Here is a 25172-nt window from a genome sequence, read left to right on the forward strand (position 1 = left end):
AGGAGAAACGAATATGAACAACCCCTTCGACAACGAGACCGGCGAGTTCCTCGTGCTCGTCAACGACGAGGGCCAGCACTCGCTGTGGCCCACGTTCCGCGAGGCCCCGCGCGGCTGGACCGTCGCGTTCGGCGAGGGCGGTCGTTCGCGGGCGGAGTGCCTCGAGTACATCGAGTCGGCGTGGACGGACATCCGTCCGCTCAGCCTCCGCGCCTGATCCTTCTCCGACCACCGTGGCCGGCAGGGCGGTTCGCCCTGCCGGCCGGCGGTGTACGCCGAGCCGTGAGGCCGACCGGGCGGAGGTCCGTCGGCCACCCCGGTGAGTGTCCCGAGGCCGACGGTGGCCGGGCGCCCCGTCGTGCCCGCCGGCGCGCCGTGGGGCGGCGCTACATGGCGTGCGGGTACACGCTCACCATGTGCGCGCCGTACCAGCAGGTGACGGTGATGATGCCGACGCAGGTCCAGACCCGCGCCGGCTTCGAAGCCCGTGCCAGCGCGATGGCGATCGGGATCAGCAGCACGAAGGCGGGCAGCAGCAGGCGCGGCCGCGACATCATGAGGCCGCCCGAGCCGAGCAGGGAGATCACGACCAGCGCGCCGTACAGGGTGATCGGCCAGGGCATCGTCGAACGGATCGCGAGCACGATCAGCACGATCGACGCCGCGAGCAGCGCCACCACGGACAGATCCGCGATGTCGGAGCCGTTGATCAGCGTGTAGTTGACGAACTGCCAGGTCTGCAGTCCCATGTCGAAGGTCGTGCCCCAGCCCTCCGTCTGGATCCGGAACCAGCCGGTCAGGCTGCCGGTGTGGTGGGCCACGATCAACAGGTAGGTCACCCACCCCAGGGGAGTCATCAGCACGCAGATCGCGGCCTTCACGCGCTCGGCGCCGCTGGACGAGAGCACCGCGAGGAGCGCGGCGAGGGCGACCACCCCGATCAGGACCACCGACGTCGGCCTGCAGAAGCCGGCCAGGGCCGTGCAGATCCCCGCGAGGATCCACTTGCGTTCCATGACGCCCACCAGCGCCCAACCGGCCAGTGCGCAGTACAGCGCCTCGGTGTAGGCCATCGTCAGCACGATGGACATCGGGGCAGCGGCGAACAGCACCGTCGTGAGCAGGCCGGCCCGTTCGGCCAGGTGGCTCGGCACCTGCGGCATGTGCTGGACGCACAGCCGCCCGAGTCGGTAGGCGGCGACCGCGGCGACGCATCCGAGGATCACGTTGACCGTGAGCGCGGCCCGGTAGGCGTCGAAGCCGGGCAACTGCGCCACGGCGCGTACCAGCATCGGGAACCCGGGGAAGAAGGCGTAGGCGGTGTCCGCGGTGTGCTCGCCCCGTGCGTCGACGAAGCGCCACGGCATGTCGTCGTAGCCGTAGGTGGCGAGCCCGATCATCCACTTGCCGTCCCACGCCGTCAGAAGATCGGCGAGGTTCTGGTTGCGGAGCTGCGCGAACCGGGCGAGCACCGCCAGGCCGATTCCCCGGATCGCGAGGTAGACGACGATCGGCAGCCAGACGTCGCGGGTGCGGTCGAGCAGCGACGACGGTGCCGGTGCGGCACCGGGGTCGGCGAGGTCGGGGGCGGTCGGCACGGCTTGCATCGTACCGACGGTGTCGCGCACGGCGCCCCCGCGCGCGCCGCCCGACGTCACGGCGCGGCGACCCGGGTGATCGTGCAGTTGACCGTGTTGGTGCCGGACTGGGTGAACTCCTGCTCGTTCACGACGATCGTGCAGGTCACGGGGCCGGTGCCCGTCACGATCAACGACATGGTGTCGCCGATCGTCGCGGTGCCCTGCCACTCCCACGGCAGGGTCGACGCCGTAGGGATGTCACCGCCCTTGACGCCGACCACGAGGACCGCGCCCGCGCCGGTGCCCGTCGCCGACAGCTTGAGCCGCACGGACTGGCCCGTCGACGTGCCGGTCGTGGTCTTCGGAGACGTGGTGAGGAAGCCGTCGGACTGCGTCGCGGGCTCGCTCGGTGGTGTGACGGTGCCCGTCGTCGGGGCGCCGGCGGTCGTCGTGGTCGCGCCGGCGGAGAAGGTGACCGGCGACGCCGTCGACGTGGAGTCGGACCTGAGGGCCAGGCCGGTGCCGACGGCCGCCGCGACGAGGAGCACGGCCACGATCGAGACCAGCGCGATGATCAAGCCCTTCTTGTTGCCACCGCCCCCGTTGCCGCCGCCGTTCCCGCCGTAGTTCGGCGGGCCGGGCGGAACGCCCCCCGGCGGGCCGGGGTACGCGCCCGGTTGCGTCCCGTAGGCGCCCTGCTGCCGGGTCGGCGGGTAACCGCCCTGCTGAGGGGCCTGCGGATAGCCGCCCTGCGGGGAGCCGCCCTGCCATGGCGAGGGCTGTCCACCGGGCTGTCCGCCCGGCTGTCCGGTGGGCCGCCCGCCGGGGGTCCGGCCGGGGTACTGGCCGCCGTAGGGATTCATGAGGATCTCCTGAAGTTCGCGTTCGCATCGATTATCCGCGATGTCGCTGAACGGTGGGTTGCGCACCGCTTGGAGCGGTGCCCTCCGGACCGAAGAACCCAGGTCGGTAGGATCGACACGCACATCGAAGACCGCAACGGAGAGGTTCCACGTGGCACTCGTCGTCCAGAAGTACGGAGGCAGCTCCGTCTCCTCCGCCGAGCGCATCCGGCGCGTGGCCGAACGGATCGTCGAGACCAAGCGCGCCGGCAACGACGTCGTCGTCGTCGTGTCCGCGATGGGCGATACCACCGATGAGCTGCTCGATCTCGCCAACCAGGTGTGCCCTGCGCCGCCCGCCCGCGAGATGGACATGCTGCTCACCTCGGGCGAGCGCATCTCCAACGCGCTCGTCGCGATGGCCATCCATTCCCTCGGCGCCGAGGCGCAGTCCTTCACGGGCTCGCAGGCCGGCGTCATCACCACCAGCCGACACGGCGCGGCGAAGATCATCGACGTCACGCCCGGGCGCGTCCAGGCCGCGATCGACGACGGCAAAATCGTGCTCGTCGCGGGCTTCCAGGGCGTCTCGCAGGACACCAAGGACGTCACCACGCTCGGCCGTGGCGGCTCCGACACGACGGCGGTGGCCCTCGCGGCCGCGCTGAACGCCGACGTCTGCGAGATCTACACCGACGTCGACGGCATCTACACCGCCGACCCGCGCATCGTGCCCAACGCCAAGCACCTCGAGAAGGTCTCCTTCGAGGAGATGCTCGAGATGGCGGCCTGCGGCGCGAAGGTGCTCATGCTCCGGTGCGTGGAGTACGCGCGCCGCTACAACGTTCCCGTTCACGTGCGCTCGTCGTACTCGACCAAGCCCGGCACCATCGTCGCCGGATCAATGGAGGACATCCCCGTGGAAGAGGCAATTCTCACCGGCGTCGCCCACGATCGGAGCGAGGCGAAGATCACCGTCGTCGGCCTGGAGGACAAGCCGGGCTACGCGGCCCGCGTCTTCCGCGCCATCGCCGATGCGGAGATCAACATCGACATGGTGCTGCAGAACGTGTCCAAGGTGGACACGGGCCGCACCGACATCACCTTCACGCTGCCGCGCGAGCTCGGCCCGCTGGGCGTCGAGAAGCTCGAGGCCCTGCGCCGCGAGATCGGCTTCGACTCGGTCGTCTACGACGATCACGTCGGCAAGGTCTCCCTCGTGGGCGCCGGCATGAAGAGCCATCCCGGCGTCACCGCCACCTTCTGCGAGGCGCTGTCGAAGGCGGGCATCAACATCGAGCTGATCTCCACCTCGGAGATCCGGATCTCGGTGCTGATCCGCGACACCGAGCTCGATGAGGCCGTCAAGGTGCTGCACGACGCCTTCGGCCTGGGCGCGGACGAAGAGGCCGTCGTGTACGGCGGAACGGGGCGATAGGTCATGGGTGTACGCGTAGGAGTCGTCGGCGCCACCGGCCAGGTGGGCGCCGTCATGCGGCAGCTGCTGCTGGACCGGGACTTCCCGGCCGACGAGGTGCGGTTCTTCGCCTCGTCGCGCTCGGCGGGCAAGAAGCTGCCCTTCGGTGATCGCGAGATCGTCGTCGAGGACGCCGAGACCGCCGATCCGGCGGGGCTCGACATCGCGCTGTTCAGCGCCGGGGCCACCATGTCCCGCGTGCAGGCGCCGCGCTTCGCGGCCGCCGGCGTCACCGTCATCGACAACTCGAGCGCCTTCCGCAAGGATCCCGATGTTCCGCTGGTCGTCTCGGAGGTGAACCCGGAGCAGGTCCGCGACCTGAAGAAGGGCATCATCGCGAACCCCAACTGCACGACCATGGCCGCGATGCCGGTGCTCAAGGTGCTGCACGACGAGGCGGGCCTGCAGCGGCTCATCGTCTCCTCGTACCAGGCGGTCTCCGGTTCGGGTCTGGCCGGCGTGGAGGAGCTCGTCTCCCAGGTACGTGCGGTGGAGCCCGAGGCGGAGAAGCTGGTGCACGACGGCTCGGCCGTCTCGTTCCCCGAACCGGTGAAGTACGTCGCGCCGATCGCCTTCAACGTGTTGCCGCTGGCCGGCGCCATCGTGGACGACGGGTCGGGCGAGACCGACGAGGATCAGAAGCTGCGCAACGAGTCCCGCAAGATCCTGGGCCTGCCGGAGCTGCTGGTGTCGGGCACCTGCGTGCGCGTGCCGGTGCTCACCGGCCACTCGCTGTCGATCAACGCCGAGTTCGCCTCGCCGCTGTCGGTGGCGCGGGCGCAGGAGTTGCTGGCCTCGGCGCCGGGCGTGAAGCTGGTCGACGTGCCCACGCCCCTCGCCGCCGCGGGTGCCGACGACTCGCTCGTCGGCCGTATCCGCCAGGATCCGGGCGTGCCCGAGGGCCGCGGCCTGGCGCTGTTCATCAGCGGTGACAACCTGCGCAAGGGCGCTGCGCTGAACACGGTGCAGATCGCGGAGCTGCTGGTCTAGACCGGGTGCCGCGCCCTAGCGGGGCGTTCACTCCCTCGATCGTCGGATGGCTCCCCATGTCCATGGACATGGGGAGCCATCCGACGATCGAGGGGCGTGTTCGACGGTGCGCGTGTCAGGCCGGGGTGGGGCCGATGGTCGCGGTGACCTCGCCGAGTGCGATGCGCGCGCCGCTGGTCCCGGGGGCGCTGGCGCGCAGGCTGACGACGTCCCCGTCCTCCAGGAAGGTGCGCTCAGTACCGTCGGGCAGGCGCAGCGGTTCCGCGCCGTTCCAGGTGAGTTCGATGAAGGACCCGCGCTGATCGCGCTCCGGGCCGGAGACGGTGCCGGAGGCGAACAGGTCGCCGGTGCGCAGGCTTGCGCCGTTCGAGGTCAGGTGCGCGAGCATCTGCGCGGGCGACCAGTACATCTGGGCGTAGGGCGGGCGGGAGACGATGGTGCCGTGCAGCTCGACCTCCAGATCGATGTCCAGGCCCCAGTTCTCGGTGTCGCGCAGGTGCGGCAGCGGCTCGGGCGACTGGGTGGGCGTCTCCACGCGGGCCGCCTCCAGCGCCTCGAGGGGCGTGATCCAGTGCGAGATCGAGGTCGCGAAACTCTTGCCGAGGAAGGGGCCCAGCGGCACGTACTCCCAGGCCTGGATGTCGCGCGCCGACCAGTCGTTGACGACGCAGACGCCGAAGACGTGCTCAGCGAAATCCGCCGTGCCCACCGGCTTTCCGAGGTCGCTGCCGGCCCCGACCACGAAGCCGAGCTCGGCCTCGATGTCCAGGCGTACGGACGGACCGAAAGTCGGGGCGTCGTCCGACGGTGCCTTCCGCTGACCGGCGGGGCGGACCACGGGCGTCCCCGAGGCGACGACGGTGCCCGCGCGGCCGTGGTAGCCGACGGGCAGGTGCTTCCAGTTCGGCAGCAGCGCGGCGGAATCGGGCCGGAAGAGGCGGCCCAGGTTGGTGGCGTGGTGCTCGCTGGCGTAGAAGTCGACGTAGTCGGCCACCTCGAAGGGCAGCTGCAGGGTCACGTCCCCGAGCGCGTACAGGTGCGCAGCACCCTCCCGCGCACGTGCGGGATCGGTGAGCAGCGAGACGATCTCGGCGCGGGTGGCGCTCCAGGCCCGGCGGCCGCGGGCGAGGAAGGCGTTGAGCGACGGTGCCGCGAACACCGGGTCGCCGAGCGCGGCGGCGAGATCGAGCACGTGCTCTCCGATGCGCACGCCCGCGCGGGGCGCACCGCCGGTGGGGCGGAAGACGCCGTAGGGCAGGTTCTCGACGCCGAAGCCGGAGTCGGCGGGCACGGGTGCCCAGGTGGTGGTCACGATCTGTGTCCTTCTCGTTCGGGGGCGACGGGGGCGAGGCCGAGCGCGGCGGTCTCCGCGGGTGGGACCGCGGTGTTGCAGGAACCGTAAGAGGCGAGGAGCCGACGGGTCGTGGTGACCGATTCGGGTGCGAGCTCCGCGGCCTCCGCGGCCAGCGCCGCGCCGTCGGTGATCGAGAGCGCCTCGGCGACGTCGTCCCGCCCGCCGTCGAGGGCCGCGCGGGCGGCGCCGACGACGAGGTTGAGGAAGCCGTGATGCACGAAGCCGGTGCGCGGATCCCGATGCCGCACGGCGTGATGCAACCCCGCGGTCGCCTTGACGGGCACTCCGGCGGCGGCCGCGACGAGCAGCGCCTCGGCCACGTGGGTGGGCGACGGGAACATCTCGGCCCGGACGCCGCCGCAGCGGATCTTCAGTCCCGCGCCGAGCCCCGTCAGCGCGGTGGCCAGCCGCGGGGTGTCGGCGCGCTCGACGGGCTCGACGAAGACCGCTGCGCCGCACGTGGACGCGGCCCGTACCTCGGCGCCGAGTCGGCCGGGATCGGCGGCGAACTCGACCAGCGCGATGCGCAGCCGTGGATCGGCCTCGACCACGGCCGCCGCTGCGGACAGCGCCGTGCCGGAGCCGATGAGACCCAGCGTGATCCGGTCGCTCCCCGTGAGCGCCGCGCGGAGTTCGTCGATCCGGGCGGCGGGGCACAGGAAGCGGTGCGTGAGCATCGGCTCACCGGCGGCGAGGTCCCGGCGGTGCCGGGCGACGGCCTCCGCCATCGGGAGCGCCGTCGGCGGGAACAGGCCGGCGTCGTCCACCAGCCCGGCGAGCAGCGCGCTCACCGGGACCAGCTGCGGTAGTAGACACCGTCGTCCGTGGCCCGCGCGCCCTCACCCAGCTGCAGCGGCGCGAAGGTGTCGACCATGACGGCCAGCTCGTCGAACCGCTCGAGGCCGATGCTGCCCTCCATCGCGCCCGGCTGCGGGCCGTGGGCGTGCCCGCCCGGGTGCAACGAGATCGAGCCGGGCCCGATGCCCGTGCCCTTGCGCGCCTCGTAGTCGCCGGCCACGTAGAACATCACCTCGTCCGAGTCGACGTTGGAATGGTAGTAGGGCACCGGGATCGAGAGCGGGTGGTAGTCGACCTTGCGCGGCACGAAGTTGCAGATCACGAAGCCGTTGCCCTCGAAGACCTGGTGCACCGGCGGCGGCTGGTGCACCCGTCCCGTGATCGGCTCGAAGTCCTCCACGTTGAACGTGTAGGGGTACAGGCAGCCGTCCCAGCCGACCACGTCGAACGGGTGCGTGGGCACCGTGTACCGCGTGCCGCCGACGTCGCTGCCGGAGCGGTGCTTGACCAGTACCTCCACGTCGGTGCCCTCGCGCAGCAGGGGCTCCGACGGTCCGTGCAGGTCCCGCTCGCAGAACGGGGCGTGCTCCAGGAGCTGCCCGTACCGCGAGAGATACCGCTTCGGTGGCGCGATGTGGCCGCCGCCCCCGCCGCACGCCTCGATGACGTAGGCGCGCACCGTCGTTCCCTCGGTGGGGAGCCAGCGATGCGTGGTGGCCCGGGGCATCAGCACGTAGTCGCCGGTGCGGAACGCGAGCGCGCCGAAGACCGTCTCGACGACTCCGGAGCCCTCCTCGATGTACACGCACTCGTCGCCGATAGCGTTGCGGTACAGGGGTGACGGTGCCCCCGCGACCACGTAGGAGATCCGAACGTCCGTGTTGCCCAGCACCAGCCGGCGGCCGGTGACGGCATCCGCGGCCCGCGCCGCCGCATCGTCGAACAGCTCGTGCAGGCGCAGGTGCCGGGGCAGGAGCGGGGCGTTGGGCTGCAGGCTCAGGTCGCCGGGTTCCCACGGCTCGGCCGAGGTGATGGCCGACGGGATGCCCCGGTGGTAGAGCAGCGAGGAATCGGAGGAGAAGCCCTCCTCGCCGACGAGTTCCTCGTAGTACAGCTCGCCGCCGTCGCGCCGGAACTGGGTGTGCCGCTTGGGCGGAATCGTGCCGACACTGCGGTAGTAGGCCATCGGAACCCTCCTGGAGGTGGTGTCGGATCAGAGGTTGCCGCGCTGCTCCTGCTCGCGCTCGATGGCCTCGAAGAGGGCCTTGAAGTTGCCCTTGCCGAAGCCGAGCGAGCCGTGCCGCTCGATGATCTCGAAGAACACGGTGGGGCGGTCGCCGATCGGCTTGGTGAAGATCTGCAGCAGGTAGCCGTCCTCGTCGCGGTCCACCAGGATGCCCCGCTTCTGCAGTTCCTCGACGGGGACCCGCACCTGGCCGATGCGGGCGCGCAGTTCGGGGTCGTCGTAGTAGGCGTCGGGCGTGTTGAGGAATTCGACGCCCTCGGCGCGTAATTGGTCCACGGCGGTGAGGATGTCGTTCGTGGCGACGGCGAGGTGCTGGGCGCCGGGGCCGCGGTAGAACTCGAGGTACTCGTCGATCTGGGACTTCTTCTGGGCGATCGCGGGCTCGTTGAGGGGGAACTTCACGCGGTGGTTGCCGTTGGCGACCACCTTGGACATGAGTGCCGAGTAGTCGGTGGCGATGTCGTCGCCGATGAACTCCGCCATGTTCGTGAAGCCCATGACGCGGTTGTAGAAGCCGACCCACTCGTCCAGGCGTCCCAGCTCGACGTTGCCGACGATGTGATCGAGCGCCTGGAAGATGCGCTTGGGGGCGCCGTCGCGCTTGCGGAAGGAGCTGGCGGCAGGGACGTAGCCGGGGAGGTAGGCACCGTCGTACCGGGTACCGCCGACGACGCGCTGAACGAGGGTGTGCCTGGTCTCCCCGTAGGTCGCGATGGCGCCGACGCGGACGGTGCCGTGCTCGTCGGTGACGTCGTGCGGCTCCTCGAGAACGGTTGCGCCGCAGGCGCGGGCGTGCTCGATGCAGCGGTCCACGTCGGGCACCTCGAGGGCGATGTCGACGACGCCGTCGCCGTGGCGGGCGTGGTGCTGCACGAGCGGGCTGTCCGGGCTGACCGCGCCCTTGACCACGAACCGGATGGAGCCCGACCGCAGCACGAAGGACTTGTGGTCGCGCTCGCCCTGCTCCGGGCCGCGGTAGGCGATGAGCTCCATGCCCCACACGGACTGGTAGTAGTGCGCGGCCTGGGTGGCGTTGCCGACCACGAAGACGATCGCGTCCCAGCCGTTGACGGGGAAGGCGTCGCGCGTGGCGTCGTAGGAGACGAGCCCGACGAGCTGCTGCAGCTGCTCGGCGCCGAGGCCGGCGAGCTTCTCCTCGTCGGTCAGCGTCTGCTCAAGAGAGGTCTGCTCGGGCGCGGTCTTCGTCGTCATGGTCGTCTCACCTTCCGGGCCGGATGTAACGTGCGTCACTACAATCCGGCCACGGCTGGGCGGTGGCAAGAACGCCGGCTCAGGCTGGCCAAACTGCTGCGAATCGCCGCCCAGTCGGCGAATGATGTAGTCAAATCGACTAGGAGGAGCTCGCCATGCTGGAACCCGTGACATTGGACGATGTCGACTTCGCGCTCCTCGATTCGTTGCACCGCGCCCCGCAGATCGGGGTGCTCGAGACGTCCCGGCGCGTCGGGGTCGCGCGCGCGACGGTACAGGCGCGGCTGAAGAAGCTGGAGGGTGCGGGCGTCATCGCCGGGTACCAGCCCCACCTCGACGTGGCGGCGGCCGGCTTCGGGGTGCAGTGCTTCGTCCAGCTCGAGACCGCGCAGGGTGAGCTGAGCGCCGTCGCGGAGGAACTGGCCGCCATCCCGAACGTCCTGGAGGCGTTCGCGACCACGGGCGCGAGCGACGTGCTGTGCCGGGTGGCGGCCGCGTCGCACGGGGGACTGCAGGAGACCCTGCTCAGGATCGGCCGGTCGCCGCTGGTCGCGCGGTCGATCAGCATCGTGGTGCTGTCGGAGATCGTGCCCTTCCGTGCGATGCCGTTGCTGCGGACGCTCGATGCGCGGCCGGTGTCCCGGGCGCCGCGCTACCGCAGCTCGGCAGATTGACCAGATCCACGGCGGGACGCTGTGCATGCGGTGCGCATTCTGTCCGTTCGTCCGGCGGAGCGTTGCTCGCGAGGGCGGGCCGGTTCGACAGTGATCGGGTTCACATCGGCATTCCGCGTCCCCCAGGAGCGACATGAAGCAGCTGCTCACCCGGTTCGAAGCGAAGGCGCCCGAGGTGGTCTTCGAATGGCACGATCCCGAGACCTCCGCGCGGGGCTGGACGGTGATCAACTCGTTGCGGGGCGGCGCGGCCGACGGCGGCACCCGCATGCGGCGGGGCCTCGACCGCCGCGAGGTGGAGTCGCTCGCGAAGACCATGGAGGTGAAGTTCACCGTCGCGGGGCCGGCGATCGGCGGCGCCAAATCGGGGATCGACTTCGACCCGACGGACCCGCGCAAGGACGAGGTGCTGCGGCGCTGGTTCAAGGCGGTCACGCCGTTGCTCAAGGCGTACTACGGCACCGGCGGCGACCTCAACGTCGACGAGAAGTCGGAGGTCGTTCCGATCACGGAGAGCTACGGCCTGTGGCACCCGCAAGAAGGAGTGGTCAACGGCCACTTCGCTTCCGACGGCCGCGACCACGTGCAGCGCGTCGGCCAATTGCGGCTCGGGATCGCGAAGATCGTGGAGGACCCGCGGTTCACACCCGATCACGGGCGGCGGTACTCCGTGGCCGACCTCATCACCGGCTGGGGCGTCGCGGAATCCGTGCGGCACTACTACCGCGTCTACGGCGGCTCCCTCGAGGGCAAACGCGTGATCGTGCAGGGGTGGGGCAACGTCGGCGCCGCGGCCGCGTACTACGCGGCGCAGGCGGGAGCGCAGATCGTCGGCATCCTGGACCGCGACGGCGGGCTGGTCCGGCCCGAGGGGATCAGCGCGGACGAGATCACCGATCTCTTCCTCGCCAAGCGGGGCAACCGGTTGGTCTCCGATGAGCTGCTGACCGCCGAGGAGGCGGGCGAGCGGATCTGGTCGATCGGCGCCGAGGTCTTCCTCCCGTGCGCCGCATCGCGTCTCGTCACCCGCGCGCAGGTCGACGCGATGATCGACGCGGGTCTCGACGTGGTCGCCTCCGGGGCCAACGTGCCCTTCGCCGACCCCGAGATCTTCTACGGGCCGGTGTACGAGCACGCCGACCGGTGCGTCGCCGTGGTGCCCGACTTCATCGCGAACTGCGGGATGGCCCGCGCCTTCGCGATGCTCATGGAGGGCGAGGTCGAGGTCTCGGACGAAGCGATCTTCGGCGACGTCTCGCGCACCATCGGCACCGCGCTCGAACGCTGCCGTGCCCGGTCCGCGAGCACGACCCTGGTGGCCGCCACCGCTTTCGAGATCGCGCTCGATCAGCTGGTCTGACGGGGCGCGAGCATCGGCCGAGCGCGCCGGCGCTACATGCGGCGCAGTTCGGGCCAGAGCCGGGACCACGGTGCCCGCGGGTGGCAGAGCCGGATGTCCACACCGGTCGACGCGGTGGGGAAGCCCAGCCGGTAGTCGAACCGCCGGAGCGTGCGGGCCCGGTCGCACATGTCGTCCTGCAGGTCGGCGTCGGAGTTGATGACGCGGAGCACCGTCGTCGCCGAATCCTCGGGTTCGCCGAAGAAGCCGTAGCCGCGGCTCGGGCTGAACACCGGAGGCAGGCCGCTGCCGTAGTACTGCAGAGCGGACGCCTGCCAGTAGGAGCTGGCGACGATCGCCTGCGGTCGTTCGCCCTCAGGCAGTGCCGTGATCGACTCCTCGACCGCGCGGGTCAGCTCGGGCCAGCCGAACTGGCCGTACACGGAGATCTGCATGCCCGCCTCCATCACCGACTTCGGTTCGGTGATCTCCGATTCGGGCGTGAACGGCAGGCTCACGACGATGGATCCGATCGCGAGGATCGACAGCGGCGCGGTGACCGCCAGTCGCAGTTTCGGCGCGGGGAGCGCCTCGAACGCGACGGCGCCGGCGGCGATGATCACCGGCAGCATGCCGCCGGGGTAGTACGGCCGACCCGCGGTGGCGATGAAGACGAGCACCAGCAGGACGAACGCGGGCGCCAAGAACCGGTAGGGGCGGAACCGATCCGACCGCAGCAGTGCGTAGAGGCCGTAGAGCAGGAGTAGTGCGCCGAGCACGCCGGCGGTGAGCAACATGATCGGGACGAAGGCGATGCGCCCGCCCGCGTACTGGCTCTCCTCGGCCACCTGACTCGTGAGTTGCAGATAGGGCCATCCGCGCTCGGCCTGCCAGAGCAGCGCGGGGACCATCGTGATCACGGTGAACGCGCCACCGGCCCACAGCGCCGGGCGCCGCCAGAGTTCCCGCGGGCCCCAGATCAGGGACGCGACGATCACGCACCCCCAGAAGACGGGGATCAGCCACTTGACCTGCATGTCGATCGCGGTGACGACGCCCGCGGCGAACAGGAGCCGGTCCTGCCGGGTACGCACCCAGCGCACCACCAGCCAGGTGATGGCGACCCACAGCGGGGTGTCGATCGCGTTGGTGGCGAGCAGAGAGGACTGCAGCAGCAGGAACGTGGACGTGGCGTACGCGCCCGCGGTGAGGGTCTGCGCGAAGCGACCGCCGCCCAGTTCGCGGGCGATCAACGCCGACAGCAGGATCCCGACCAGCGTGATGAGCACCGATGGCAGGCGGAAGAGCACCAGGGAATCGCCGGGCATCGCGTCGCCGAGAAGCGCGAGCAGCGGCAGGATCGGCCCCTGGTCGGCGTAGCTCACGGACAGGTGGTGGCCGGCGGCGATGAAGTACAGCTCGTCGCCGAAGAGGTGGTACTTGCTCGCACCGAACGCCGCGGCGACCGCGCTCACGGCGAGGACGGGCACGAGGGTGCTCCACGCGATCGGGGCGGGGTCGACGGTGTCGGTGCGATCGGCGGGGGCGGACGTGGTCTCAGTCATCGGTGTCCTCCGACGGTACGAGGGGTGCGGGTCCGTGCGGCGAGGGCTGCACCGCTGCGAGGAAGGTCCGGATCATCTGATCGGCGTGGGCGTCGATGTCGAACGCGGATTCGCGGGCGGCCCGGCCGGCGGCGCCGTCGATCGCGTCGCGGATCAGACGGGCCATGATCGTGGGCTCGAACTCGGCGGAGAACTCGCCGGATTCCTGCCCGTCGCGCAGTATCCCGGCGAGCGGCGCGAGCATCTCCTTCTCGCCGTCGCTCGGGCTGAAGGCCGGGGTGCCGTCCGGGTTCCGCAGGTTGAGAACCACTTCGACCATGGCGCCGAGGAATCTGCGTTGCTCCTTGATGTACTCGAGGTTGGTGGCGATGTAGGTGCGCAGGATGTCGGTCGCGGTGTGCTGCTCGGCGAGGCGCGGGCCCATGAACTCCGCTCCGGCCACGAACAGTTGGATCACGACCTGTCGCATCAGGTCGTCCTTGCCGTCGAAGTGATAGGAGATCACGCCCTTCGAGATCCCGGCCTGCTGCGCGATGCGGGAGAGGGTGGCGCGGCCGTAGCCCTCGTCGGCGAGGACTTCGACCGCCGCGGCGATGATCTGGCGGCGGCGAGCCTCTTCGATGAACGATCTCTGGCCGCTCGTCTCATTTTCTGGCCGCATGGTCAAAAAATAGCACGCACGGCCAGAATCGTCGACCCCGATCCGCTGCTCCCGCCCCGCTAGGGAGCGCGGGGGACGGGACGGCACGGGGCGAGGCGGGGCGGGGGCGGGCGACGGGCGGGAGCGCGTGGGCGGGTGGCGACGAAAAACGGGGCCCTCCGCGAGCGGAGGACCCCGTTTCCCGGGCTGCAATAGGTGGCTTGATCAGGCCTCGGTGGTGCGCGTCGGGCGCGAGCCCAGCTCCTCGTCGAGACGCAGGAGGCCGGGGCCGTCACCGTCGATCAGCTTGAGGCGGCCGACGATCTCGCTGACCGTCGCCTCTTCCTCGACCTGCTCGTTGACGAACCACTGGATGAGGCTCTTCGAGTCGATGTCGTCGTTCGCGGCCCGGTACAGGTCGCGGATCGAATCCGACACGCGGCGCTCGTGTTCCAGCGCGACGTTGAAGACGTCCAGGACGGTCTTCACGTCCACCTTCGGGGCGGCCGAGGCGCCGATCTTCGGGTGGTTGTCGCGGTCCGAGAGGTGATCGATCCACTTGTTGGCGTGGACGATCTCCTCGTCGGCCTGGTGCCGCAGCCATGCCGCGATGCCCGGCAGATCACGGATCTCCATCTCGATGGCCAACTGCCGGTAGACCAGCGAGGCCTCGAACTCGAGCGTGATCTGATCGTTGAACTTCTCTTCGAGTGCATCCGTGAGCTTCATGGGACCGACTCTAGAACCGTTCCAGCGATCGTGCAACGCAGGCAAGGCGACCCTTTGTGCAGGTCAGGGGCTATTTTCTTAGGTTAGCCCTACCCCTCTTAGCCACGCCTATCGCAAGATCGAGGACCACGAACGCGAGCAGCGAGACACCGAACACCGGCAGGAACCAGCCCAGGAAAGCGATGCCCAGAATCGCCGGAATCGCGTGCGACGGTTCGACCTTCCGGATCGCGCCCCGCGCCGGCGGCTTCGGGAGCCCGCCGCGTTTCGGCCGCCGCTGCCACCACATGAGGTAGCCGCGGACGATCACCGTCACGAGAAGTGCGGCGAACGCAACCAATGCGATCTGGTTGAGCAGACCGAACTGCCAGCCCATATGAGTGTTGATCAGGAGCTCCGTCGCCTTGGCCAAGAGCGGCCACGACGCGAACGCGAGCACCGTGATCACCTGCCCCGTCGCCGGATCCACGGTCGCGGAGTCGATGCCCATCCGCCACGGCTGGCGGGTCTGGGCGACCGTGATCGCGACGTTCGGATCCGTCGGGACCGAGACCTGGACGGCACCGTCGACGCCCCGGGACGCCGCCTCCGCGACGGCCCGGTCCAGCACCGCGATGTTCCGCGCGCGGGTCTGCGCGGCGACCTCCGGGGAGACCTTCGGTGCGGCCATCGGCATCTGATGATCGGCGTGCTCGCCGCCGCCACCGTGCTCGCCGCCCGGCGTGAGCGAGGTGGACAGCGCGGGCTTGGTCCACCCCAGCTCCGCGCGGAGCTGGCCGATGTTCTCGCCCGCGTATTTCGACCACGTCAGGCCCGTCGCGGAGAAGAACAGCAGCCCGAGGAGCAGCCAGGTGCCGACGGCGGCGTGCCGGCTCATCCTGCCGCCGCGGCCGCGGGCCCTGCGGTCGTAGGCCAGCATCCGGAGGGGGTTCCCCCGACGGTGCCGCCACCACAGGTAGAAGCCGCCGAGCGCGACGACCCACAGCCACGACGCCGCCAGTTCGCTGTAGAACCGGCCCACGTCGCCGAGGTGCAGGTCGACGTGCAGCCGGTCGATCCAGAACCGGATCGGGAGGGCCTCGACGGAGCCGTACACGGGGAGTGCGCCCTGGACCTGCGCCGACGCGGGATCGACGTACACGGCGAGCTGCCGGCCGTCCGGGGCGAGCGACGGATCGTCGAACAGCACCCGAGTGGTGAGCCCGGGGCCGTCGCCGGTCCGCACCGCCGCGAGCGGTAGCCCGGGACGGGACGCCTGCGCGGCGGCGACCTGCTCCGCCAACGGCAGGGCGGGACCGTCCGTCCGCGCCTCGAGCTGGTCGGCGTATACGAACCTCTCGACGGTCGGCGCCGCGGCGTACAGGCCGCCGCTGATCGCCGCGATGAGCAGGAACGGGCCCACCAGCAGGCCCGCGTAGAAGTGCAGCCGCAGGATCGCGGCGCGCCACCCGGGCCGCGCCGACGGCGCGGTGGGGGGAGTGGCTTCGGTCGGCGGCGCGTTCTCGGCCGCCGAATCGGTAACTGACATGAGGACACCTCACGGGGTTGTGCGCGTACGCGCGGGAAGCCCGGGCGGCGCGGGGCCGATCCGGGCGGAGGAAAAGGGTGAGGGTGTCAGCAGGGCGGCGCGCGCAGTGCCCCGTGTCGCGCGAGCACGGGGAGGGGGACGGCGCGGAAGGTCCAGACCGGGGCGACGACGGGGCGCGCCCGTGTCCGCCAGGTCGGGGTCAGGGGGGTGAGTGTGGCGAGCGCGACCCGCAGGGCGTGCTCGGCGCCCGCGATGACGGCACCGGCGACGATCGCGGCCCCGACGTGCGCGACTGCCATTACCGGGCTCATCGCGAGATGCCCCATCGTCACGCCCAGCGCGAGGTGGCCCGCGCCCTGGCCGAGGAGCAGCAGCGCGGCGACCCCGCGCGGACCGGCGGTCCGCGGACGCGCGGCGACCGCCCCGAGGACCGCGCACACCGCCGCCAGCAGCAGCAGCGCGCTCAGGGGGACCGACGGTGCGCCGGGCATCGCCGTCATGTCCATCGACGGCATCGAGTGCATCGCGTGGCCGCCCATGTCGTGTCCCATGGTGGAGCCGCTCATGACACTGCCGTCGGGCATCACGTGCTGCGGCATCGACCCGGAGGGCATCACGTGGTGCGGCGTCGCGCCGGCCGGCATCGCGTGCCCGGGCATCGACGAGGTCCGCATGGCGACGGCGTGCGCCGTCAGGCTCGCGGCGAAGGAGACCGCGCCCACCGCGACGCCACGGACCGTGGCTTCGGGGCGGGCTGGGCGGAACACAGCGGGAATACTACTCCCCGTAGGGGACGGAGCCCGAGCGGGAACGGGCAGGTCAGGGGCGGGCCGCGGCGACGAAGCGGCGGATCAGCGACGGGTCCTTCACTCCGGGTGCGGACTCGACGCCGCTGGAGACGTCCACGCCCGAGGGCCCGAACGCGGCGATGAGCGCGGCCACGTTGTCGGGGCGCAGGCCGCCGGCGAGCAGCCAGTCGGCGCGGGGCGGGACCGGCAGGTCCGCGGGATCGAAGGTCGCGCCGGAGCCGGGCACCGTCGCATCGATGAGCAGACGCTCGTCGCCGCCGTGACCGGATTCGGTGTACCGCGCGGCGGAGATCGCGCGGATCGTGCGGAAGCCCGCGGCGGCGGCGCGCACGAAATGGTCGCCGGGCTCGTCGCCGTGCAACTGGATCGTGCCGACGCCGGATGCGCGGGCCAGCCGCAGCACCTCGTCGATGGGCTGCCCGCGGAAGACCCCGACGGTCTCGACCCGCTCCGGCACGCGCGCGATCAGTTCGGCCGCCGCCGCGGGTTCGATCAGCCGAACGCTTCCGGGCGCGAAGACGAAGCCCACCGCATCGGCTCCGGCGTCGACCGCCGCATCGACGGTCTCGACGGTCCGCAGCCCACACACCTTGACGAACACCCGTCGATCGTAGGCGGAGCGCCGCGGCCGCGGCTCAGAGCGTCACGGTGCGGGCGACGATCGCCATCTCCGCGGTGTGCCCGCCGAGCGCGCTGACGCCCTCCGGGCGCGGTACGAAGCCGGGCAGTGCGTCGATCCCGTCGCTCGCGTCCTCGACCCGGATCCGCAGCCGTGACGTGCCCTCGACCGTGAGGGCCACGTCCAGACCCTCGGCGGGCAGGCCGTGGAAACGCAGCGTGAAGCCGTCGTCGACCGGCACAGCGCGCCCGCGGGCGGACGCGGCGAGGACGACGCCCTCCTCCTGGGTGAGCTGCAGGACGCGGGCCCCGCGCCCCGAGGTGACGTGTAGCTGCAGCAGTCGATTGCCGTTCTCGACGCGCTCGGACACCACGCGCACGTCCGCCGGGGCGAGGGCCGCGACGGGAGCATCGCCGACCGTCGTCGTGCCGGTGCTCCGGCCTTTGAGCATCGGGAACGCCGCCGACAGGTCCTCGCGTCGCTGGACGAGGGGGCCGGTCCACCCCGTCGGGTCGGCGCCGGGCCGCGCCCAGTACGCCTTCCCGGTGTCGGCGTCGAGGAGGTACCGCAGGGCGACGGGTACCGGGTGCACCGCGGACGGCCGGTTCGCGGCGAGGCCCCCGCCGATCGCCAGCGCCGCGACCAGCGCGGTCGCCAGCGCCGGTGCCGCCCGGACGAGGCGCCGGGAGCCGGTCGACGGGCCCGGGAGCAGGGTGTCCAGCAGCGGCAGCAGCACGATCGCGATGATCGCGACGAAGACGGCCGACGGTGCCGCCAGGCGCACGCCGGTCGCAGGGAAGAAGATCGCTGCCGTCGGCGCCAGGATCAGCACCGTCACGGCCGCGGCGGCCAGCTGCACCGGCAGGCCCCACCGCGTGCGGACGCCGGCAATCACCGCCAGGGCGCCGAGCAGCGCGGGGAGGGCGAGGAGGTACGAACCGCCCGGGATGAGCGCCGCGGCGACGACGCCGAGTAGTGCCACCCAGGCCAGCGCACCGACGGTGAGCGCGGCGGTCCCGAACCGCCTGCGGAGCGGGGCGAGCCAGGCGAGCACCGTCGTGAACACCAGCGCGACGACGGCGACCCGGTACCAGCCCGGCACCCACGGGTCGGCGAACTGTCCGTATCCGGGCTGCGCCAGTAGGAGGCCCCGCCACAGGACGAAGGTCGCCGCGACGACGCCGAGCAGCGGCGCGAGGCCCCACGCGATGCACGCGGCCAGGCGGGGAGCGGTGAGCACCCCGCCCCGCACCACGACGACGGCGGCCGCCCCGACGGCGAGCAGCGCGAGAATCGCGATCGGCCAGACGAATCCGCCGGGGTACCGGACGAGGCGGCCGAGCACCGGGAAGTAGGTGGCATCGCCGCCGGCGGGTTGCGTCAGGGCGGCGATATCCGCGACGCCGAGGGCCCGCGCCATCGCCAGGCCGCCGTCGCCCATGTGCTGCAGCGACTCCGCCGACTGGTGGGCGATGTCGTCCTGCGGCTGGTGATAGGCGGCGGAGCCGTCGATGTACGCCGTGTTGAGCCCGGCGAACCGGTCGTCGTCGCGGAAGGGCGAGAAGTCGGTGTCGTTGGGGAGCAGGCGGTAGACCGCCGCCGCGAAGCTGGTGGCGACCGGGCGGGGAGCCGCCTTCGCGTACGCGGCGACGAGGTCGGCGTTGCCCCGGCTCGTCTCGAACATGATGGCGGGGCCCGAGGATCCGCGCGATTCGAAGTTCAGGACGACGCCCCCGCGCGCGGCGGCGGGATCCTGATTCACGAACGCCTCGGCGCCGCACAGGCACGCCTCCTCCGCGTCGGTGAAGACCAGCACGACGTCGTTGCGCAAGGCGGCGCCCGCGCGGAGGGCGCGCGCGGTCTCCAGCAGGGTTGCGACGCCCGCGCCGTCGTCTCCCGCGCCGTGCGAGATCGTCGCCGAATCGTAGTGGGCCACCAGGAAGAGCGTTCCCGACGAGCCGGAGCCCGGCAGCGTCGCGATCACGTTCTGCACGCGCGCGAGGGCGACACCGCCCAGGACGTCCGTGGAACCGACAGCGTCCTGCACCCGGGTGGCGATCCCCGCGGCTCCGAGCTGGTCGAGGATGTACCGCCGGACATCCGAGGCCGCGGCCGAGCCGGTGGGATGAGGTGTCGCGCTGATCCGTTCCTGATGGACCCGCGCACGGTCGGCGCTGAAGACCGCCGCCGGTGCGTCGGCGGGGCCGGGGGCCGGGGGCGTCACCGTGGCGATCGCCCCCCAGGCGAGGAGTGCGAGCACCAGGAACGAGACCGCACCCGTGACTGCGCCGCGGATCGAGGGGACACTGGTGTCGGTGCGGGGCACGCGCCGAACACTACTCCCGCGCCGGGTGATTCCCGGTCGGCAACGCGCAGGTCAGCAACGGCGACGATCCGGGGCCGCGCGCGGCCCGGCCGGCGCCGAACCGAGTGCGGTCAGAAGGGCTGGCCCGGGATCGCGCCGGGAGCCGCCGGAGCCGTCGGGACGGCGGCCGGCGGGGCGGTGGGTGCGGGCATCGTGCACGGCGGGAACGTCGGGTTGTAGGGCGGGGTGCACAGCTGCATGACGCAGTTCTTGCCGTTCCAGAACGGCGTCTGTCCGGGCGGGCACGGCTCGAGCGCGTTCGCGGTCCCCACCGTGATCGGGGAGACGAAGGTCATCGAGAGCACGCCGAACGCGGCGAGCGCGGTGGGCAGAGTCCTGCTGCCGCGCGAGTGGCGGAACGCCATGGAAACCCCTTTCATCCTGAAGATGATATTCAGGTTAGCAACACGACGTGCGATCGCACAGTCGAGTCAGGGAAGATCGCCGCCCGCGCCGCGGAGAAAGGCGCCGCTCACGGAGACCGCGGGGCCCGAGCTCTCGCCGGAGACGACGAGGGTCGCGAACGCGAGATCGCCGACGATGCCGGCGAACCAGCCGTGCGCGTGGGTGTTGTCGCCGAACTCGGCGGTCCCGGTCTTGCCGCCGAGGCCCTCGATGTCGCGCAGCGCCGTCGCCGTCCCGGACGTCACCGTCTCGCGCATCGCCGCGCGCAGGGCGTCGGCGACGCCGGGATCGATCGGCTGGGGCTGCGCGTTCGCCGGGGCGGGCTCACCGTCGAACAGCGAGGGCCGGACCGTCGTGCGGGCGGCGAGCGAGGCCTCGACGACGGCCAACCCGAAGGGCGAGGCGGTGACCCGGCCCTGGCCGATCGACTCCTCTACCCGCTCGGCGGGGGTGCGCGCGGCGGGGACCGAGCCGGTCACCGTCGTGACACCCGGCAGGGTGAAGTCGACGCCCAGGCCGAAGCGCTTGGCCGTGTCGGTGAGCGCGGTGTCGCCGAGCCTGGTGCCCAGGCCCGCCATCGTGGTGTTGCACGACTTCGCGAAGGCGGTGTGCAGGGGCACGGTGCCGAGGGCGAACTCGTTCTCGTTCGGGATGGTGCGGTCGCCGAAGGTCGCGCGGCCGGGACAGGCGAGCTGCGCGTCGGGCGTGGTGATCCCGGCGTCCAGGGCGGCCGCGGTGGTGATGGTCTTGAAGGTGGAGCCGGGAGCGTAGAGGCCGGTGAGCGCGACGGGGCCCTGCTTGTCGGCGGCCGCGTTCTGGGCGACCGCCAGGATGCCGCCCGTCGACGGGCGGATCGCGACGAGCATCGTCGCGCGCTTCTCGCCGGCGACGGCCGCGTTCGCGGCGCGCTGCAGTCCCGCGTCGAGCGTGGTCCGCACCGGCTGCACCTGGGCGGCGGGGAAGGAGTCGACGAGCCGCAGCGGCTTGCCCTCGCCGTCGACGACGGTGACCGAAGCGCCGGCCGCGGCGTCGACCGCGCTGCGCCACCGCTCCTCCAGGCCCGCCACGACCGGCGAGCGCAGCACCGGCGCCGCGGTGAGCAGGCGCCCCTCCTCGCGGACGGTCACCCCGTCGATCCCGGTCAGGGTGCCGACCTTCTTCGCGTCCGCTGCGCGCAGGGAGATGACGGCGGTGGGGGAGTCCTTGCCCTCCACCGTCTTCCGGAGCCCGGCGGCGCTGACCGTCGGGTCGGCGGCGGCGAGCCGGGTGGCGAGGGCGTCCGCGGCGGAGGCCGCCTTCGCCGGGTCCAGATTCACGACGGTGACCGTCTGCCAGGTCATGAACGGCGCGTTCTTCCGATCCACCACCGAGGTGCCGTACGGCTTCTCGTCGGCGTAGAGCAGGCGCGCGCCCTCGGCGGTGGCGTCGGGATGCACGACGGTCGGCGCCCAGGTCACCTTCCCGCCCCCGGCCGCGACCTTGGTGGTGAACCGCACGCCGTGCTTACGCGGGAGTGCCCACGACCAGGTGAGCGTCCGGTCCTCTCCGTCCTTGCCGGCGGTGACGGTCGGCTTCGCGTCCCCCATGCCGTCGAAGGTGGCCTGCAGCGCCTTCGTCGCGGACTCGGGGTCCGAGGTGAGGTTGGCGGCGTGGGAGGCGTCGCGCCCGGAGAGGGCGGTCGCGAACTTCGTCACCACGTCGTCCTCGGAGCAGGCGACGAGGGAGCCCGCGAGGGCGGCGGTCACGAGGACGGCCGCGCCGCTGCGGGCGGATCGGGTCGGGGCGACGCCGGGAGCGGAGCGGGCGGGCCTGGTCGGGACGGAGCGCATGCGCCCCAGTCAACCCGTGCCATCGATACCCGCCAAAGAGCGAAACCGGCGCCGACGATAGCGGTTCGCTATCAGTGCAGGTCCAAAGGTGTTCGAAGCGCGTCTACCGCGAGGGCCGCCACCGTTCCGATGGCGGCGTCCACCCGCGGCAGGCTCGGATCGTTGCGCGCCGCGTGCGTGAACACCGCCACCGCGACGGGGTACTCGCCCGGGTAGGCGACGACCGCGACCTCGTTGCGGAGCGCGCCCAGGGTCCCCGTCTTCCCCGCGATCGACGGCGCCGAGCCGAAGCCGGAGGCGATGCGGTGCCGGAAGACCTGGCCGGCGAGTGCGGACCGCGCGAACGCGCACTCTTCGGTCGACGCGGCCGTATCGGACCAGACAGCGGCGAGCAGGGCGGTCATGTCCGCGGCCGTGGTGGCGCTCCCGAAGGTCGGGTCGTAGGCGCGCACGGGCCTCGCGAGATCGTCGTCGGCGAGCGCTGCGAAGGCCTCCGCGACGGTGTGCGTATCGGTCTCCGCCATCATCGCCGCGTGGATCTCGGCATCGCCGCCGACGATGCGGGTGCCGTGCAGCCCCAGGTCGCGGGCGGTCCGCTGCACCGCGTCCAGGCCCACGAGGCGCATCAGCACGCCCGCCGCCGCGTTGTCCGAGACCGCGATCATCGAGCGCAGCAGGTCGCGCACGCTCATCTCGACCGGGTCCGAGAGTGTCGCGATGCCGGTGGGGCCGGGCGTCGAGACCGCGGGGTCGACGACGATCCGGGTGCGGGCGTCGAGGCGACCGGCGTCGACGGCGCGCGCCGCGGCGACGAGGAGCAGCACCTTGTAGACCGATGCCGGCACGACGGGCTGCTCCCCGCCGACGGACAGTGCGGCTACCGGATCCGACGGATGGCCCACGACGCGGGCGTGCAGCCAGCCGTTGCACCCGGCGTCGGCGAAGACGGCGTCGATCCGCCCGGCCGCGGTCACCGGCCCAGCCGCCACAGCACCGATTCGAGCCGCGCCGCGTCCGCGTGGTCGCGGCGGCCCAGGACCTTGACCCGCAGCGGGAAGTCCGTCGCCGGGCGGCGGGCGGTCCCGGCGGGGGTGCCGTCGCCGGCGGCGACGGGGGTGAACGCCAGGCCCGCGGCCACGGCGGCGTGCGCGGCCGCCTCGGTCTCGGTGATGAGGACCGTCGAAGTGATGCCCCGCGCCGTGAGCCGGTCCAGGAGCAGATCGGCCGCGGGCGGATTCGCCGCGCGGGGCGGCAGCGCCACCGCCAGTGCCGACAGGTCGCGCAGCCGTGGCGAGCGGAATCCCTCGGGCACCAGGAAGTCCCGCGGCAGCGCGATCACGGGTCCCGACGGTGCGCCGTCCCCGAGCACGGGGTGCTCGACCACCGCGACGTCCAGGAGGTCCTCGGCCACCGCCCGGGCGAGCTGCGGCGAGGCGCCCGCGGAGAGGGTGAGCGGCGCACCGTCGATCCCGGGGGAGAGGGCGGCGGCGCACGCCGCGGCCACCGCGGCGCCGAGCGCGTCGCACAGCGCGACCCGGCGCTCACCGGTGCCGGCCCCGAGGCGCGCCGCCTCCGCGACGAACCGGTCCGCGTCCCGGACCATCACCCTGGCCCGCGGCAGCAGTTCGCGTCCGGCGGGGGTGAGGTCCGCGCCGCGACGGCTCCGGTCGATGAGCGTGACGCCGAGGGCCTCCTCGAGCCGGCGCAGGCCCGCGGAGACCGGCGGCTGGGTGATGCCGAGCCGGTCGGCGGCGCGGCCGAAGTGCTGCTCCTCGGCGACCGCGACGAAGAAGCGCAGGTGCCGGATGAGGTCCATGCGCCGGAGTCTAGCCAGCCGAAAGCCGCACGCGCGGCGGTGGGAACCACCACAATCGACAGGCGTGAGTGCATCCGTCGACGCCGAGATCGCGCAGATCCGCGATGCCCTGACCGCGCGGATGGGTGAGATCACGGTGGCCGTCGTCGAGGCCATCCGGAGCGAGATCCCGTTCTACGCCGATGCCGGCGCGGTCTCCGAGGAGATGGTGACCGCCGCGGTGCACGACAACCTCAGCTACATGGTGCGGGCGCTCACCGACAGCGATTTCGACACGGCGCCGGCGGCGGCGACCGGCCGCACGCGCGCCGAGATCGGGGTGCCGCTGGCCGCGATCATGCACGCCTACCGGATCGGTGTGCACCGCGTCTGGCAGGAGGTGCACGCGATCGCGGAGGCGCGGCCCGGCCTGAGCCGGCAGGCGCTGCTCCTGGCGACGCAGCACATGTGGGAGGCGCAGGACGCGTTCGTCGACGCGATGGCGGGCGCGCACCGGGACCGCACCACCGAGCAGGCGCTCGATGATGCGGCCGAGCGCGCAGCGCTCGCGGAATACCTTCTGCAGGGTCATATCCCGAGCGATCAGAGCCTGTGGGAGATCGCGACCCTGTTGCGCATACCCACGACGGGCCCGTACCTGGCGGTGGCGGCGGCGACCGTCGACGTGGGCCGGTCCCCGCTGTCCGGTATCGCCGATCGCCTCCGCGCGATCGACGCCTACTCGGCCTGGCGGCTGTTGCCGGACCAGCAGATCGGCATCATCCACGCACCGACCCCGGCGATGCGGACCGCGGTGATCGACCTGCTGCGGCGGGTCGCCGTCGCCCGCGTCGGCGTGAGCGCGCCCTTCGGCGACCTGCGCGACACCCCGCACGGGCTCAACTTCGCCCGCCGCGAGCTGGTCGGACCCGGCACCGGCGTCTCGGTGTTCGACGGTTCCGTGCTCGGCACCGCCGCGATCGCGGCCCCCGAGACCACCGTCGACCTGGCGCGGGGCGTGCTGCGCGGACTGTACGAGTTGCCCGACGACGACCGTGAGCCCCTGTTCGCGACCTTCCGCGCCTGGGTCGCGCACGACGGGAACGTCAAGGACGCCGCCGCCGAGCTGTTCGTGCACCCCAACACCGTCCGGCATCGCCTGCGCCGGGTCGAGCAGCTGACGGGGCGTTCGGTGGGGTCGCCGCGCGAGGTCGCCGAGCTGTGCCTGGCCTTCGAGGTCGATGCCCGGGTCCGTCTGCGGGTGGGGACGTCGCGCGACGTGACGGCCTGAGGCCCTCGGTGTGGATATGAAGGCTGACAAAGCCGATGGGTGCTGGATTGCAATTCCAAGCTGTGGTGATTGTGTTTGGTGACAC

General features: G+C 71.9%; 23 protein-coding genes. 6 read left to right on the forward strand and 17 right to left on the reverse strand.

Annotated features, from left to right (window positions below):
• The first annotated feature begins 13 nt into the window (after positions 1 to 13).
• Positions 14 to 217, forward strand: coding sequence for an MbtH family protein (locus tag FK530_RS00145; protein WP_146484980.1), 204 nt, complete (start codon positions 14 to 16; stop codon positions 215 to 217).
• Positions 218 to 386: 169 nt separating this feature from the next.
• Here FK530_RS00145 and FK530_RS00150 read toward each other — a convergent pair whose 3' ends face one another.
• Both FK530_RS00150 and FK530_RS00155 read right to left on the reverse strand, forming a co-directional pair.
• The gene (locus tag FK530_RS00150) at positions 387 to 1607 is read right to left on the reverse strand and encodes a mannosyltransferase family protein (RefSeq protein WP_146484981.1); all 1221 of its coding nucleotides are present in this window, start codon (positions 1605 to 1607) and stop codon (positions 387 to 389) included.
• A 47-nt stretch (positions 1608 to 1654) separates the two neighbouring features.
• Positions 1655 to 2443: a hypothetical protein gene (locus FK530_RS00155; protein ID WP_146484982.1), complete on the reverse strand. Its 789-nt coding sequence runs from the start codon at positions 2441 to 2443 to the stop codon at positions 1655 to 1657.
• 151 nt (positions 2444 to 2594) lie between these two features.
• Here FK530_RS00155 and FK530_RS00160 point away from each other — a divergent pair, with 151 nt between their 5' ends.
• Complete coding sequence (locus FK530_RS00160) at positions 2595 to 3860, forward strand: aspartate kinase (protein WP_146484983.1); 1266 nt, start codon at positions 2595 to 2597, stop codon at positions 3858 to 3860.
• A 3-nt stretch (positions 3861 to 3863) separates the two neighbouring features.
• On the forward strand, positions 3864 to 4889 hold the full coding sequence (locus tag FK530_RS00165) for an aspartate-semialdehyde dehydrogenase (RefSeq protein ID WP_146484984.1): 1026 nt from the start codon (positions 3864 to 3866) through the stop codon (positions 4887 to 4889).
• Positions 4890 to 5004: 115 nt separating this feature from the next.
• Here the strand turns inward: FK530_RS00165 and fahA are convergent, their stop codons facing one another.
• The 4 genes from fahA to hppD are packed head-to-tail and all read right to left on the reverse strand — an operon-like array spanning position 5005 to position 9499.
• Positions 5005 to 6201 carry a fumarylacetoacetase gene (fahA, locus tag FK530_RS00170; RefSeq protein ID WP_205124158.1) on the reverse strand — a complete coding sequence of 399 codons (1197 nt, stop codon included), beginning with the start codon at positions 6199 to 6201 and terminating at the stop codon, positions 5005 to 5007.
• A complete protein-coding gene (locus FK530_RS00175; RefSeq protein ID WP_205124159.1) occupies positions 6198 to 7034 on the reverse strand; it encodes a hypothetical protein in 837 nt (278 codons plus the stop codon). The genes fahA and FK530_RS00175 overlap by 4 nt, the downstream gene beginning before the upstream one ends.
• Entirely contained in the window at positions 7031 to 8227 is a 1197-nt protein-coding gene (locus tag FK530_RS00180) for a homogentisate 1,2-dioxygenase (RefSeq protein ID WP_146484985.1), read from the reverse strand. The genes FK530_RS00175 and FK530_RS00180 overlap by 4 nt, the downstream gene beginning before the upstream one ends.
• 27 nt (positions 8228 to 8254) lie before the next feature.
• Complete coding sequence (hppD, locus tag FK530_RS00185; protein ID WP_146484986.1) at positions 8255 to 9499, reverse strand: 4-hydroxyphenylpyruvate dioxygenase; 1245 nt, start codon at positions 9497 to 9499, stop codon at positions 8255 to 8257.
• Positions 9500 to 9654: 155 nt separating this feature from the next.
• On the opposite strand from hppD, the gene FK530_RS00190 reads away from it, so the two are divergent.
• Both FK530_RS00190 and FK530_RS00195 read left to right on the forward strand, forming a co-directional pair.
• Positions 9655 to 10173 carry an Lrp/AsnC family transcriptional regulator gene (locus FK530_RS00190; RefSeq protein WP_166443235.1) on the forward strand — a complete coding sequence of 173 codons (519 nt, stop codon included), beginning with the start codon at positions 9655 to 9657 and terminating at the stop codon, positions 10171 to 10173.
• 133 nt (positions 10174 to 10306) lie between these two features.
• Positions 10307 to 11533 (forward strand): Glu/Leu/Phe/Val dehydrogenase dimerization domain-containing protein, encoded by a 1227-nt coding sequence (locus FK530_RS00195; protein ID WP_146484987.1) that lies wholly within the window; start codon positions 10307 to 10309, stop codon positions 11531 to 11533.
• A gap of 32 nt (positions 11534 to 11565) precedes the next feature.
• Here the strand turns inward: FK530_RS00195 and FK530_RS00200 are convergent, their stop codons facing one another.
• From FK530_RS00200 to FK530_RS00250, 11 genes are all read right to left on the reverse strand, one after another.
• The gene (locus tag FK530_RS00200; RefSeq protein WP_146484988.1) at positions 11566 to 13077 is read right to left on the reverse strand and encodes an ArnT family glycosyltransferase; all 1512 of its coding nucleotides are present in this window, start codon (positions 13075 to 13077) and stop codon (positions 11566 to 11568) included.
• Positions 13070 to 13738, reverse strand: a complete 669-nt coding sequence (locus FK530_RS00205) for a TetR/AcrR family transcriptional regulator (RefSeq protein ID WP_146484989.1) — start codon at positions 13736 to 13738, stop codon at positions 13070 to 13072. Before FK530_RS00205 ends, FK530_RS00200 begins: the two co-directional genes overlap by 8 nt.
• Before the next feature lie 204 nt (positions 13739 to 13942).
• The gene (locus tag FK530_RS00210; protein ID WP_068525967.1) at positions 13943 to 14446 is read right to left on the reverse strand and encodes a ferritin; all 504 of its coding nucleotides are present in this window, start codon (positions 14444 to 14446) and stop codon (positions 13943 to 13945) included.
• Between the two features lie 70 nt (positions 14447 to 14516).
• Positions 14517 to 15974, reverse strand: coding sequence for a PepSY-associated TM helix domain-containing protein (locus FK530_RS00215; protein WP_146484990.1), 1458 nt, complete (start codon positions 15972 to 15974; stop codon positions 14517 to 14519).
• An 86-nt stretch (positions 15975 to 16060) separates the two neighbouring features.
• The gene (locus FK530_RS00220) at positions 16061 to 16741 is read right to left on the reverse strand and encodes a hypothetical protein (RefSeq protein ID WP_146484991.1); all 681 of its coding nucleotides are present in this window, start codon (positions 16739 to 16741) and stop codon (positions 16061 to 16063) included.
• Between the two features lie 52 nt (positions 16742 to 16793).
• Complete coding sequence (locus FK530_RS00225; protein ID WP_146484992.1) at positions 16794 to 17384, reverse strand: phosphoribosylanthranilate isomerase; 591 nt, start codon at positions 17382 to 17384, stop codon at positions 16794 to 16796.
• Between the two features lie 34 nt (positions 17385 to 17418).
• Positions 17419 to 19728: a M28 family peptidase gene (locus FK530_RS00230; RefSeq protein ID WP_205124160.1), complete on the reverse strand. Its 2310-nt coding sequence runs from the start codon at positions 19726 to 19728 to the stop codon at positions 17419 to 17421.
• A 110-nt stretch (positions 19729 to 19838) separates the two neighbouring features.
• Positions 19839 to 20132 (reverse strand): hypothetical protein, encoded by a 294-nt coding sequence (locus tag FK530_RS00235; RefSeq protein WP_146484993.1) that lies wholly within the window; start codon positions 20130 to 20132, stop codon positions 19839 to 19841.
• A 66-nt stretch (positions 20133 to 20198) separates the two neighbouring features.
• Positions 20199 to 22001: a penicillin-binding transpeptidase domain-containing protein gene (locus FK530_RS00240; RefSeq protein ID WP_146484994.1), complete on the reverse strand. Its 1803-nt coding sequence runs from the start codon at positions 21999 to 22001 to the stop codon at positions 20199 to 20201.
• 71 nt (positions 22002 to 22072) lie between these two features.
• A complete protein-coding gene (locus FK530_RS00245) occupies positions 22073 to 22990 on the reverse strand; it encodes a serine hydrolase (RefSeq protein ID WP_231706436.1) in 918 nt (305 codons plus the stop codon).
• Complete coding sequence (locus tag FK530_RS00250) at positions 22972 to 23817, reverse strand: LysR family transcriptional regulator (protein ID WP_146484995.1); 846 nt, start codon at positions 23815 to 23817, stop codon at positions 22972 to 22974. Before FK530_RS00250 ends, FK530_RS00245 begins: the two co-directional genes overlap by 19 nt.
• Before the next feature lie 64 nt (positions 23818 to 23881).
• Between FK530_RS00250 and FK530_RS00255 the strand changes: the two genes are divergently transcribed.
• The gene (locus FK530_RS00255; RefSeq protein ID WP_231706437.1) at positions 23882 to 25087 is read left to right on the forward strand and encodes a PucR family transcriptional regulator; all 1206 of its coding nucleotides are present in this window, start codon (positions 23882 to 23884) and stop codon (positions 25085 to 25087) included.
• Positions 25088 to 25172 lie beyond the last annotated feature (85 nt).

Source organism: Tsukamurella conjunctivitidis (assembly GCF_007858475.1).
In the GTDB taxonomy this organism is placed as follows: domain Bacteria; phylum Actinomycetota; class Actinomycetes; order Mycobacteriales; family Mycobacteriaceae; genus Tsukamurella; species Tsukamurella conjunctivitidis.